Origin of the sequence: Subsaxibacter sp. CAU 1640 (assembly GCF_023156585.1) — a bacterium.
Classification (GTDB): Bacteria; Bacteroidota; Bacteroidia; order Flavobacteriales; family Flavobacteriaceae; genus JBPOFM01.
Window position 1 is genome coordinate 331,872 of the sequence record NZ_JALNMI010000005.1, and the last position, 13,273, is coordinate 345,144.

Annotated in this window: 10 protein-coding genes; 9 read left to right on the forward strand and 1 reads right to left on the reverse strand. The window is 38.1% G+C overall.

The annotated features are described in order from the left end of the window. The first annotated feature begins 2 nt into the window (after nucleotides 1-2). The 3 genes from M0G43_RS13970 to M0G43_RS13980 all read left to right on the forward strand — a co-directional run bounded on the left by M0G43_RS13970 (nucleotide 3) and on the right by M0G43_RS13980 (nucleotide 5,073). Complete coding sequence (locus M0G43_RS13970; protein WP_248027411.1) at nucleotides 3-1,544, forward strand: hypothetical protein; 1,542 nt, start codon at nucleotides 3-5, stop codon at nucleotides 1,542-1,544. Nucleotides 1,545-1,664: 120 nt separating this feature from the next. Beyond that, on the forward strand, nucleotides 1,665-2,357 hold the full coding sequence (locus tag M0G43_RS13975) for a peptidoglycan DD-metalloendopeptidase family protein (protein ID WP_248027413.1): 693 nt from the start codon (nucleotides 1,665-1,667) through the stop codon (nucleotides 2,355-2,357). Between the two features lie 73 nt (nucleotides 2,358-2,430). After that, nucleotides 2,431-5,073 (forward strand): T9SS type A sorting domain-containing protein, encoded by a 2,643-nt coding sequence (locus tag M0G43_RS13980; protein ID WP_248027415.1) that lies wholly within the window; start codon nucleotides 2,431-2,433, stop codon nucleotides 5,071-5,073. Nucleotides 5,074-5,090: 17 nt separating this feature from the next. On the opposite strand, the gene M0G43_RS13985 is transcribed toward M0G43_RS13980, so the two are convergent. Next, nucleotides 5,091-8,636: a T9SS type A sorting domain-containing protein gene (locus M0G43_RS13985; RefSeq protein WP_248027418.1), complete on the reverse strand. Its 3,546-nt coding sequence runs from the start codon at nucleotides 8,634-8,636 to the stop codon at nucleotides 5,091-5,093. A gap of 444 nt (nucleotides 8,637-9,080) precedes the next feature. On the opposite strand from M0G43_RS13985, the gene M0G43_RS13990 reads away from it, so the two are divergent. From M0G43_RS13990 to M0G43_RS14015, 6 genes are all read left to right on the forward strand, one after another. Beyond that, the gene (locus tag M0G43_RS13990; protein ID WP_248027420.1) at nucleotides 9,081-9,539 is read left to right on the forward strand and encodes a hypothetical protein; all 459 of its coding nucleotides are present in this window, start codon (nucleotides 9,081-9,083) and stop codon (nucleotides 9,537-9,539) included. A gap of 167 nt (nucleotides 9,540-9,706) precedes the next feature. Continuing rightward, nucleotides 9,707-10,432, forward strand: coding sequence for a hypothetical protein (locus tag M0G43_RS13995; RefSeq protein ID WP_248027422.1), 726 nt, complete (start codon nucleotides 9,707-9,709; stop codon nucleotides 10,430-10,432). A gap of 105 nt (nucleotides 10,433-10,537) precedes the next feature. Beyond that, nucleotides 10,538-11,263 carry a hypothetical protein gene (locus tag M0G43_RS14000; RefSeq protein WP_248027424.1) on the forward strand — a complete coding sequence of 242 codons (726 nt, stop codon included), beginning with the start codon at nucleotides 10,538-10,540 and terminating at the stop codon, nucleotides 11,261-11,263. A 144-nt stretch (nucleotides 11,264-11,407) separates the two neighbouring features. Next, entirely contained in the window at nucleotides 11,408-12,067 is a 660-nt protein-coding gene (locus M0G43_RS14005) for a hypothetical protein (protein WP_248027426.1), read from the forward strand. Between the two features lie 150 nt (nucleotides 12,068-12,217). Continuing rightward, nucleotides 12,218-12,586, forward strand: coding sequence for a DUF2255 family protein (locus tag M0G43_RS14010; protein ID WP_248027428.1), 369 nt, complete (start codon nucleotides 12,218-12,220; stop codon nucleotides 12,584-12,586). Between the two features lie 221 nt (nucleotides 12,587-12,807). After that, nucleotides 12,808-13,272 carry a (2Fe-2S)-binding protein gene (locus M0G43_RS14015; RefSeq protein WP_248027430.1) on the forward strand — a complete coding sequence of 155 codons (465 nt, stop codon included), beginning with the start codon at nucleotides 12,808-12,810 and terminating at the stop codon, nucleotides 13,270-13,272. Nucleotide 13,273: the final 1 nt, after the last annotated feature.

Consider the following 13,273-nt stretch of genomic DNA (forward strand, 5'->3'; position numbering starts at 1 on the left):
AGATGAAAACACTTAAAAATAGCATTCTTCTTTTACTTTTTGTAGCGACGTTCAGTGCAACGGCACAGCAAAAGCTACAGAAGTTCAAGAATACGGTCAATACCACAAAAGAGGTAAAGATCAATCTCAATACAAGCTATACCAATATCGAAGTAGATACCTGGAACAAAGACCAAGTGGAGGTCGAAGCTTATATTGAAGGTGAAAAACTCTCCAAAGAAGAACTGGAAAGAGAGTTGAAAAACTGGAACATTACCGTGAGCGGTTCTGGTGATGAGGTGACCATTGAAGCCAAAGGATCGGGAAGGTCGTGGACTGTGGTCAATGGCGATTTCGATTTTGATTTCGATTTTGACGCTATGAAGGATTTGGAGATGGAATTGGCAGATTTGCCTCCTATCCCAGAAATTCCTCAAATGCCGCCGATGCCAGAAATGGCACAGATGCCACCGATGCCAGAAATGCCTAAAATGCCCGCCTTACCAGAATTGCCAGAGGGAATAGGAGCGGTCAATTTTGACTATGACGAGTATAAAAAGGATGGTGAAAAGTACTTGGAAAGATGGAGTAAGGAATATGAAACCAAATACGGCAAGGAATATAAGGAGAAAATGAAAGAATGGGGACGCAAATTTGGCAAGACCGATTTTGATGCCTATTCGAAACAAATGGAAGAATGGGGCGAAAAATACGGAAAAGAATTCGGTGAGAAATTCGGTAAGGATTATGAAAAGAAAATGGAAGAATGGGGTAAACGATTTGAAGAAAAATGGGGCAAGGAATATGAAGAACGAATGGAAGCCTGGGGTGAACGCTATGGTAAGCAAATAGAAGCGCGTGCCAAAGCGATGGAAGAGCGTCAGGAAGCCATGGTTGATAGACAGCGCGCCATGTCTGAAAGACAAGAACATTTGGCAGAGCGTCGTGCAGAAATAGCCAAGCGCATCGAGAATAAAGTCAACACAAAGGTCAAAAAAACAATCAAAATCAAAATGCCTAAAAAGGCAAAATTGAATATGAATGTTCGTCACGGTGAGCTTAAATTTGCCTCGGTCATTTACAACCTGCGCGGCAATATTTCACACTCGGCATTGACAGCTAATAGCATTGATGGAAGCAAGACTTCCATCAATGTTTCCTATTCACCAGTGTTGATTACCAATTGGAACCTTGGAGAATTGAAACTCAATTTCGTAGACAAAGCGCAGATAGAAAATGTCAACAGACTGGTGTTGGGCTCCAATTCATCAAACATCGCTATTGCCACACTCAATGGCAATGCCGTGATTGATGGAAGTTTTGGCGAACTTGCCATAAGTACGGTTGCGCCTTCCTTTTCAAATCTAAATATAGTATTGGAAAACAGCGAGGCCTTTTTGGTATTGCCTAAAACCGACTATAACTTGCAGTACAAGGGCAGCCGTTCCAAATTAAAGCATCCAAAAAATAAAACCAGCACTATTACTTCCTTCTCCACAGGCGATATGATGAGCAGCAAAAGCATTGTCGTCAATGCCAAATTCAGCGAGGTCACCATGCAGTAACATAACTTCCTGCGAAAGCAGGAATCTCATAAATTTGTATCAAATGATACATGCAAAGCTGATTTTTTCTACGTAACTTTTCCTTTCAAAATGCTATATTTATAGTTCATTTTGAAACCAATGAATCCAACCCAGTTTTCTTCATTCCTAGAAGCCATTAGCAAGTATCCACTTCCAGTTTTAGATACTGCCATTCCATTGGCGTCTTATATTCCTTTAGATCTTTCTGTATGTAATCCCGATTTGATGGGGATAGATGTGGGCGTGTGTGCTAATCTAGAACGTTATGTCAACACACATCTTACGGTACGGAATGCAGCAGTGGGCTATGGTGGTTATTTAGAAACCCGCGACATCTATAAGCGCAGTGAACATTTCAATAAAAATAATGTAGACACACAGCGCAATATTCATCTGGGTATGGATTTATGGACCTGTGCCGGAGCACCCGTCGTAGCGCCGTTGACTGGCGTGGTTCATAGTTTTAAAAACAATACCAACCTTGGCGATTATGGCCCGACCATCATACTAAAGCATAGGGTGGATGATGTGGTTTTTTATACCCTGTATGGCCATTTGAGTCTAGCATCTATAGAACATCTTCGCGATGGCCAACTTTTTAAGCAGGGCGAACAACTTGCAACTTTAGGTGATGCATCCGTTAATGGTGACTATCCACCGCATCTGCATTTCCAGATCATCAAAGACCTAGAAGATTGGGTAGGCGATTACCCAGGCGTTTGCAACACATCAGACCTTGAATTCTTCAAAGCCAACTGCCCAGATCCGAATTTGTTATTGAAGTTGGGATAATCTCAACTTTACACAATATTAATTTGTCGATTTCAGAATTTTGATGCTAATTGCATGGCATAAAGCTAAACATATGAAATACTTCTACTTACTTTGTGCATTTCTTGTTTTTTCAATTACACAAGCTCAAATTGTCAATATACCAGATGCTAATTTTAAAAATGCGCTGGTAAACACAAATTGTGTGGATACCGATGGTTTCGGAGGTTTTGATAGTGATGCGGATTTGAATAATGATGGCGAAATTCAAGTGTCGGAAGCTGAAGCCGTGATTCGATTGAATGTGTCTGATCAAAACGTTGCATCATTAGAAGGGATTCTTGCCTTTGCAAACCTTGAAAGTGTTTATTTTAATGATAATGTGATTTCTGGATCGCTTGATTTTACATCTTTGACCAATCTTGTTGAGATGGAAGGAGGTTCCAATCAATTGACAAGTATAAATGTCAGCAATCTTAACAATTTAACCTATCTGCAATTAACAGGAAACAATCTTTCATCCATCAATTTCGTAGGGAGCACTAACCTTGTGAATTTTTTAGCAGAAGAAAATGAACTCACTTCTCTTGATTTTCAAGGCTACAACGATTTGGTGAATATCTCATTGGGCAACAATCAACTGACATCATTGAATGTTCCTGGGTTGGTCAATTTAGTGTCTTTACGTTGTTTCAATAATATGCTCATCAGCTTAGATTTAAGTGACACAATGATGTTAGCGACGTTAGATTGCCGTAATAACTTACTTAACAATGTCAATCTCACAAATTTAAATAATCTAACTTCAGTTGATGTTAGCCAGAATAATTTGAGCGAATTGAATTTGGAAGTAAATCCTAATATGGACGCTCTTGATTGTAGTGATAATCAACTTACAAGTTTGGATGTGAGTGCACAAACTGGTCTTGTCATTTTTCAGTGCAGGTCAAACAATCTATCGAATTTAACGTTGGGAAATTTACCGAATTTGGAGAGTTTCAATTGTGCTTTTAACCAATTGACAACGATAGAAATAGGTGAACTATCTAATCTTGAAATTTTAAACTGTACCGGTAACTTTTTGACGGAGTTGAACTTTGAAGGGGCAAACAATTTGATAAATGTGCAAACTAGCAGTAATCCACTTTCGTTTTTGGATTGTAGCAGTTTGAAGGATTTACAAATTTTACAATGTCAGGATAACCAATTAGAATATCTAATTATCAAAAACGGCACGATAGAAACTAACATAGATATAAGTCTCAATCCAAACCTCTTGTACGTTTGTGCAGATGAAGAACAGTTTGATAGTGTTCAAGCAGTGTTAGATGTTAATGGCTACACCAACTGTGTTTTGAATTCCTATTGTTCTTTCGTTCCTGGGGGTGAATACTACACAGTGTCTGGTCAAACGCGATTTGACCTGAATGCAAATGGATGCGATGCAGCAGATGCCGTATATCCATCAATAAAAGTGAACCTCACGACAGATAATGGGTTTTCAACATTTATATCCAATGCTTCCGGTGAGTACGCAATTCCGCTTCAAACAGGTAATTATACCTTGAGTCCAATACTCGAAAATTTTGAATATTACACCATCGCACCAAGTAGCGTATCTGTAGAAGTCATCAATACCGATATAACTCAAGATTTTTGTGTTGTTGCCGATGGCCAAAGAAATGATTTGGAAGTCATTGTGAGTCCAACCAATCAAGCGAGACCTGGTTTTGTTGCCGATTATGTATTGATTTATAAAAACAAAGGGAATTTACCTGCCACAGGAACCATCAACCTTAACTTTAATGATGCTGTTATGGATTTCGTTTCAGCGACGCCTACAATTGATTCTCAAACCGAAGGAAATTTAACTTGGTACTTTACTGATGCATTACCATTTGAAACAAGAACCATTACAATAAAAATGAATCTAAATACACCCACAGATCCAAATTTTCCTTTAAACGGTGGAGATGTATTGATGTTTGTAGCAAATATTAATCCAGTTGCATCAGACGAAACTCCAGAAGACAACACATTTACCCTCAACCAAACCGTCGTCAACTCTTTTGACCCTAACGACAAAACCTGTCTCGAGGGTGAAACCATTACACCAGACATGGTAGGTGAGTATGTGCATTACCTTATCCGTTTTGAGAATACAGGCACGGCAAGTGCTGTAAATATTGTAGTTAAGGATGTCATAGATACTGATAAATTCGATATCTCCACTTTGATACCACTGCATGCCAGTCATAGTTTTGTGACACGCATTCAAAATAGCAACGAAGTCGAATTCATTTTTGAAGGTATCCAATTGCCTTTTGATGATGCCAATAATGATGGTTTCGTAACGTTTAAAATCAAGACATTGCCAGGCCTTGTCTTGGGCGATACATTTGCCAATGATGCCGAAATTTATTTCGATTACAATGCACCCATTATCACGAATGATTATTTGACCACCGTGGCAGAGCCATTGTCCGTTAGCGAATCATCATCAAATGAATTCAAATTGCATCCAAACCCTGCGACAGATTTACTTCACATTGATTCTCAAGTGGGCATCCAATCCATTACCATCTATGACCTGAATGGAAGGTTGCTCAATAGGGTAGGCTTGACAGGGCAAACTATGCAATATCAACTAAACATGAGTAATCTCTCAAAAGGGGTGTATTTTGTTAAGGTCGCTTCAGTTTCTGGCGAGATGATTCAAAAAATACTTAAGGACTAGTATAAGTTCTCTAAATATTACCTTTTCACCACCTTCTTGCTCACTCGTCTACCATTAGCATCGGTTAATGTAAGTACATAAACTCCTGCATTCAACCCAGAAATATCAACACTTGTGGTGTCTTTTGCCGAAAGCACCAATTGCCCCAAGTGATTATACATCGTAATGGTCTCAATTGCTGTGCTCGAAACAACGTTAAGGATACCGGTAGTCGGGTTAGGGTACACGGTAAATGTATCTGCCTCAAATTCAGTGACAGAAAGGGTTTCAACAAATTCCGTAGACGCTGTATTGGTAATGATCGGCGGATTGAAATCAAAATAGATGTCCGCAGTGGCATTGACCACATCGCCCACCACCACTTCATCCATCGGCTTTATTTTAAAAGCAATAAATCCATGCGAGTTAGGTTCATCGCTGGTGCTATCGGGCAAATTGATATTATCAAACGTAAACGTGACGTCACTGCTATTGTGAATGCTAACGCGCCCTGTATGGCTCATGCTTTCTACTTGCATACTCGACCAGTCTAGTTTGGCATCAAGCGTATGTTCTACACGTACATTGATGGCACTGGCGGTTCCGGTATTTTGAAATCGGATGACATAATGCAAATACTTATCAGCATCACCTATCAACACTTCGTCACCTTCCATACAGGTAATGTCATTCGGATCGTAAGAACCTACGACAATCTGACTAATGGTACGTGTATTGTTTTCTGGTGCAAAATCGCCCGCCACAGGGTCAATGCTTACGGTTGTCAATAACACGTCATCAATATTAGTGGTAGGAGGTGCAAAGACGTTCATAAATACATCTATATAACGTACTTCAAATGGATTCAAACCAACAAAATCAAAAGTCAAGGCATTGGTGGTTTGTGAGGCTACGGTTTCACTCGCATTCAGAAAATTCAATTTGGAACCGTCAAATTCATATGAAACAGTACCATCCAATTGTACGGTACCTTGGTTTTTATAAGTGATGCGGTAACTAGTATCAAAACCTGATCGAGGTGAAGGGCCTGTTCTGTAGATGCCAATTACCAAATCATTGATATCTCCAATTGGCTCCACGCAAAAATCTACAGTGTCGCTATTCCCAAGTCCTGTAAAGTTGGATTCATAACTTGATGGGCTTGCGGTATAATACGTTGGCAATTGAGAGATCAGTTGGGTAAGCACCTGTCCTTCATCAGTCGTATAAATTTGAAACTGTCCATTCTCTTGTGTAAAGGTAGCATCGGTAGAGGTAGTACCTTCAGAAACAATGAGCATGCCAGTCAATAAATTATCAGTTGGTGTACAGCCATCGCCTAGCAAATCAAAACGCACCGTACCTGTAATGCTATTGGTCATAGGTGTACCCATATTTCGGAACCAAGAGATACTGTCAGCTTCGGAAATCGAAACGATGTCCATCGTATTGTTGCCATCAATGTCTGCGGCGAAAATATCATTTCCGCCAACGTACGTCTGTGATATAATCTGTTGGGTATTAGAAAAGTTGCCCAACCCATCGGTGTTTTCATACCATGCAATCACACCACCATTGCCTTGTGCCAAAGAAGCAATGTCCAAATCACCATCATTGTCGAAGTCTGCAACTATCACACTTGTTGGTGTGGCAACCAGTGTGCTCACGGTTTGCATCGGACCAAAAGTTCCCAGACCATCGGTGTTTTCAAACCAAGCTAAATAATTGCTCGAGGAAGACGTACCAATATATCCAAGGTACACAAGGTCCATATCACCATCATTGTCTATATCAGCTGCTTCTGTAGAAACACCTTTGGTATTACTGGTCTCAAGCAATTGTCTTGGACCAAAAGTACCCTGCCCATCAAGGTTATAAAACTGCATCAATCCATAGGTGCCTGCCACAGATAAGTCCAAGTCGCCATCGCCATCCAAGTCAGCAAAGGCAATATCGTGCATTCTAAAGTTTGAAATTAGTTCTATGGTCTGCACAGTACCAAAAGTTCCTTGACCATCCAGATTTTCATACCAAGCCACTCTGGTACTGCCCAAAGCAAAGACATCCATATCGCCATCAGCGTCGATGTCAGAGAGGTAAACTCTGCCTGCATTATAGAGATTGTCATCAATGATGTTTGCTTCACCAAAAGTGCCTAAACCATCCAGGTTTTTGTACCACACCACTTCATAATCAAGGTAGGAGGTAGCCAATACATCATTAAAACCATCACCATCTACATCGCCTACATGCACCGAGGTAGCACCATTAAGCGTACTGGCAATGATTTTTTGGGTGTTGTAAAAATTCCCTTGGCCATCTAGATTTTCATACCAGGAGATTTTATCATCCCAATACGATGCCGCCACAATGTCCTTATCACCATCACCATCAATGTCATCAGCATAGACGATGCGTCCACCATCTATATGCTTTGTCAATATCGAAGGCTCAAAGCTGCCGGTATTGCCATTGTTATGGTATAAAATAATGTTATTACCTATATTGGCTATAAAGTCAAGGTCGCCGTCAGCATCCATATCTACAATATGCAGTTCGCGCGAGGTTCCATCAACAGCATCAATCACCAGCTCGCTACTAAAACCACCAGCACCATCTAGGTTTTCAAACCAACCCAGGGTAAAATCGTCGGTTTTACTATAAAGAATGTCCATATCGCCATCACCATCCATATCTGCGGTGCGCACTTTACCTACTTCGCTTGCCGTAGAAATAACCTGCTCTGGGCCAAAGGCACCCAGGCCATCCACATTCTCAAACCAAGCTATTTTATTGTCATTTGTTGATGATGCTACCACATCCATGTCACCATCACCATCAAAATCAGCCGTATCCATAGAATAGATATACCCAAAAGCTGATGAAATATTGATGCGATTACTAAAAGTACCATTGGTGTTGCGATACCAAGACAATCCTTGCGCAGAGTTAACCGCAAAAGCAGACACCACATCCATATCACCATCACCATCTATATCTACAGCGTGCAAATCGCGAATACTGGTGGCATTATTCTCGATAGTGAAGGTAGAGCCAAATGTTCCCAAGCCATTCGTGTTGGGTATCCATCTAATCTTTCCATCGCCCGATGAAGACCACACCACATCCAGGTCGCCATCATTATCCATATCCACAGCCTCCAGTCGGTTAGCTTGGTAAGCCGAACCAGAGCCCTTGTAAACAAAGGTGCCAGCGCCATCGGTATTTTCGTATAATATAACACTGCCGCCACTATAGGCAGTCACCATCGCATCTAGGTCGCCATCACCGTCCATATCAGCGGCAGTAACGCCCCAAGGGGTAGACAAGCCAGTGGCAATAGTATGCCTCTGCACATCAGTGCCTGCACCATCCAGATTTTCATACCATACCACCTGTCCACCAAAGTAGGAAGCCGTTAGCACGTCAAGATCGCCATCGCCATCAAAGTCGCCCGTAAACACAGAATTGGGCGATTGCACGTACCGCGAATCATCAATGACCACCTGTTCCTCAAATTCCACCTGGGCATGAGCAAACACACTAAAAAGAAGTACAAAAGCGAGGGTAATTTTTGATGTCATAAAATTCTGAATTTAGAAGCGCAAATCTAACTAATTATCAATGAGTAACAAATCATAAATGAGTGAAATCATCAAAACACGAAATATGCCTATGGTTTGATTGAGTCAACGGAAAAAGAATGAAGTACAAAGAACAAATATTGATCAATTGCGATGTGCTAAAAGAGTTAGTAAAGGGTAGGGGTGAAATCTGGGTATTTTGACGATAACAGGAAACGGAAAAGAATACAAAAAGTTCCTCATATCCCGTAAATATAATGAGATATAGAGTATATTTATCCTCATATAACAAGTTGTGGTGCATTTAAGAAAAACATTGTGAGTTTAAACAAAATTCTTTTTATTCCGATTTTAATTCTGCTGATTAGTTGTAATCAAGAGCAGAAAAAAATTAACACGTGGAGTAATCCAATTGAAGAATATGATGAAAAAACCAACTCGGAATTGAAAACACATAACTTCGAAAAAATCGCAACGGAATTCGCTCAACAATACGCACCAAATCGTACCGAGCATTTGGACTCTATCCCAAATGAAATTGTAAATGCATACACAAAATTGCGAACTATTGACAAAGACGCTCACGAAAGAAATATTACGCTGATTTTTACGAAACTTTACGCTGAACATCTTGAGTGCTGTCATCAATCCTATCTCATCGCTACTTTCGGAAACTCACGTGGGAATTTTGATTTTAACAAACCATCAATGGTCAATGAATTTGCATTTATGTCAGGATATTTGGACAAAGAGAATTTACCTGAATTTTGGACATCGGGAATAATTGAAAAATGGTTGACTGAAAATCCAAGATTGTTAAAAAACGACTCAATCAACAAATATTATCAAAACATAAAAGTAATTTCCCAAAAGATTGCGAACGGAGATTATAAAGAAAATTAGGAACAAAAACGACACCACAACACCGTATATAAGCTATGGCTTGGTCAATCCACACATGGAAAATCCTGCGGATTTCCCAAAGCCAGTTTATATTTGGAGAGGTTCGTGCCGAAACACGCCACAGCTCATATACAAACACGTTAACTGCAAGCTGAAAAAACGAACGAATGAACATTTTACAGAAAATAGCAAGAACAATAATCAAGATTTCATTTGATACTTCTGTTTCGACAATTGAGTATTTCAGTAAAATGGACAGATTCTACCAACAAGTTGACGAATTAAGAAAACTTGAAAACGGAACATTAGGAAAAGAAATAGCTGAATGTCTTGACAAGCATAATCTGACTTTAGTGCCAAAATACGAAAGCCACGATTTGAAACACGTTTTGCTTAATTACCAAATGACTGCTGAAGATGAAATCCGAATGCAAGCCTTTATGATTGGTAATGGAAATTATTCAATTCCTTCATTTGCAATCTTATTTTTTGGAGCAATTTTACTTCCCGATTTATGGCTGACTTTTTACTCGGACTTTAAAAAAGGAAAAAAATCAATCGGAATTTCGGAATGGACAATCGAAAAGTATGCTACTCGAAATCTGACTGAATTGAGGGCTGAATTATTAAAACCAGAATTTGAACAAAAAACAATATTTGATATGAAACGAGTAACCAAATTCGGAGCTTTTGCTTCAATAACAGCTGGGATTTTTGGAATGTTATTCTGTTTACCATTTTTATTTTCGTCAAATATGGCTGATTTAGTTGGTGCAGGATTTCCTTTTGTTGGAGGAGCAATATTAGCTGTTGGTGGACTTTTAGCTTTATCGAATTTATCTCGACCGAATAAAAGCCAGCAGGTAACAACGGCTATAATTCAGCGTGGCTGAATTGATAGCTCGAAACTAAATACTAATTAACCAAGGTCAGTGCTACTGCGGAAAATTCTACCGAATTTTCCACGCCGAAATCATAGCCAAACCGTTACCCAACATTTGAAAAAAACCTTTGAACATAACAACAAACTTCTGAAAATCCTCTTGAGGGAGAATATCTATTTTGTTATTGGTTTGATAATTATAACGCCTATTTATTATTATCTAAAAAAAGGAGAGCAATTTGTTTTAGACTTTTTATTTGTCAAAATAATGTCGGTGATTTTCTTAATCTATAATCTACCGAATTTTATTATTTATTTTAACTATTACAAAGAAAATAAGAATACGAAAATTAAGATTGATACAAAAAACAATAGCATCGGAATTGTCAAAAACGGAGTATCAAAACAATACGAAATAACAGAAATAAAATCTTCAATTTATCATTTAGGAATTTATTACAAAAATCGGATTGACAATGCAATGCGCTGGAAAATGATAAATTCTGACCTTGCATACTGGGATTTGGAATTTAATAATGGAGATAGGTATTATATTTCAAACTTAATTGTGGACTTTCTGCACGACGAACCAATAGTGGAAAATACAAAGTATAGATTTAGAATGTTTCAGTACATAAACAAATCCGACTCTAAAGAAGCTTTGACTTTAAAACAAGAATTAGAAAGGAAAGAAGAAATAAGTTTAACGGAAAAGTTTGTGGAAAAATTTAAAACAAAATCTAAAACGGAATTGAACGAAATTTTGGCTAACAAATCAAAATATCAGAAAGAAGCTGTCAAAGCAGTTGAAATAATAATGGGAAATAAAAACGTTGGGTAACAACGTGTATAGCTCATTGCGGCTGAATTCCTAATCGGAATTCATTGCAATTTGCTATCTTTCGGTTACGGCGGAAAATCCTCGCGGATTTCCCGCAACGAGCCATACACAAAGCCGTTGTACGCAAGTTAAAAAACATCGAGATTGAAAGAAAAATATCTATTTATAATAACAATTTTGTTTTTAAGTTGTAAATCTGAAAATAAGAAATCGGATTTGTCTCAAGAGAAAATACATACAAAAGACTCAATTGCCGAAATTGAAAAACCTTCATATTTCCAATACGAAGAATATAAAGTTGGACACGTAAATGATGGCGATGGAAAAAGACTTTATATTGATTCTCTTCATTACAATATTGTCAAAAGATATTACAAAGCAGACAGTACGAAATTATGGTTTGAACATTATGACGATTTTGTAAATGACACAATCTTTAACCGAGAATATTATAAAAACGGAAATTTAAAAGAAGTAAAAAAATACACTTACCGAAATAGAATTCCAATCCGAAAATGGTTTTTTTATAAATCCGATGGTACAATACAAAAAACTGTTGACCATTCTGAAAAATATAAAATATCGTTCGATAAAGCAATGCAAATAGCAATCGAAAACGGAATTGTCAAACCATACGAAACCGAATTAAGTCCTGACAGTTTAAAATGGAGATTTCTAAATTGGAAAGTTATTGAATATGACAGCATCGAAAATCAAACAAAAGAATTAGGAAAAGGAATATTAATAAACCGAACTAACGGAGAAATAGAAAAAACCGAAACAACAAGAACATACGTGAATTAAAAACCTGCGTACAACACAGTATATAAGCTATGGCTTGGTCAGTCCTCACTTGGAAAATCCTGCGGATTTTCCAAAGCCAGTTTTTATCAGGAGAGGTCTGTGCCGAGACACGCCACAGCTCATATACAAACACGTTATATAATTGAGCTCATGTTTCCAATTGAACTTTACAATTATTTGAATAAAAATACTCTTATCGAAATTAAGGGAGGAACTTCTCGTGAAAAGTTTCTAGAAATCTGGATGGTGGAAGTAGACAAAAGAATATTCGCCAGAAGTTGGAATAAGAGTCATAAAAGTTGGTTTACTGAATTTGAAAAATCAGGAATTGGTCAAATAAAGTATTCTGATAATATAATTGATGTTAAAGGGAAAAAAGTAGATCCTTCGGACTCAATTAATAAAGAAATTAGTGAGGCATATATTAAAAAATATACTCAAAAAGAGAACTTGAAATACGCCAAGGGAATTGCACAGCCCGATTATTATAATCATACCATGGAGTTTAAAAAGATTTAAATAATTCGTATTACAACACATAACAATTGCAATAATTCATTGCTTCTGACTTTCCTATCGGACACGAGCACGAAGTGCGAGCTGGAGAATTTAAATCGAAGATTCAGCGAAGCTAAACTATAGCCAAGACCGTTGGCAATAATTTGAAAAAATACTAGCTCTTATTGAAAAAATATCACTAAATTGTTGATTGTCAATATTCCATAACCAAAAACTATATTATGAAAAATTTTACGATTAAGGTAAATGGAACTAATAAAAATATAGAATCCACTTCAGATAAACCACTCTTGTGGGTTTTGAGAGAAGATCTACATTTAACTGGAACCAAGTATGGCTGCGGATTTGGAGTCTGTGGTGCATGTGTAATTCATCTTAACGGAAGTCCAGAGCGTTCTTGCCAGATAACAATTGAAGAATGTCATGAAAAAGAAATTACAACCATTGAAGGTCTTTCAAACAATAGCCCTCATTATGTACAGCAAGCTTGGATTGAAGAGAATGTCCCACAATGTGGCTATTGTCAATGTGGACAGATTATGTCAGCTACTGCATTGTTAGATAAAAGTCCTAATCCTACAGATGAAGAGATAGATGAAGTAATGGGTGATAACTATTGCCGATGTGGCACTTATCCAAGGATTAAAAAAGCAATTCACAGAGCCATACAATTCAAAAAACAGTAAT

Excerpts from the sequence above, each read along its gene's own strand:
- M0G43_RS13970 (WP_248027411.1), top strand. The coding sequence starts at position 3 with ATGAAAACACTTAAAAATAGCATTCTTCTTTTACTTTTTGTAGCGACG.
- M0G43_RS13975 (WP_248027413.1), top strand. The coding sequence starts at position 1,665 with ATGAATCCAACCCAGTTTTCTTCATTCCTAGAAGCCATTAGCAAGTAT.
- M0G43_RS13980 (WP_248027415.1), top strand. The coding sequence starts at position 2,431 with ATGAAATACTTCTACTTACTTTGTGCATTTCTTGTTTTTTCAATTACA.
- M0G43_RS13985 (WP_248027418.1), bottom strand. The coding sequence starts at position 8,636 with ATGACATCAAAAATTACCCTCGCTTTTGTACTTCTTTTTAGTGTGTTT.
- M0G43_RS13995 (WP_248027422.1), top strand. The coding sequence starts at position 9,707 with ATGAACATTTTACAGAAAATAGCAAGAACAATAATCAAGATTTCATTT.
- M0G43_RS14010 (WP_248027428.1), top strand. The coding sequence starts at position 12,218 with ATGTTTCCAATTGAACTTTACAATTATTTGAATAAAAATACTCTTATC.
- M0G43_RS14015 (WP_248027430.1), top strand. The coding sequence starts at position 12,808 with ATGAAAAATTTTACGATTAAGGTAAATGGAACTAATAAAAATATAGAA.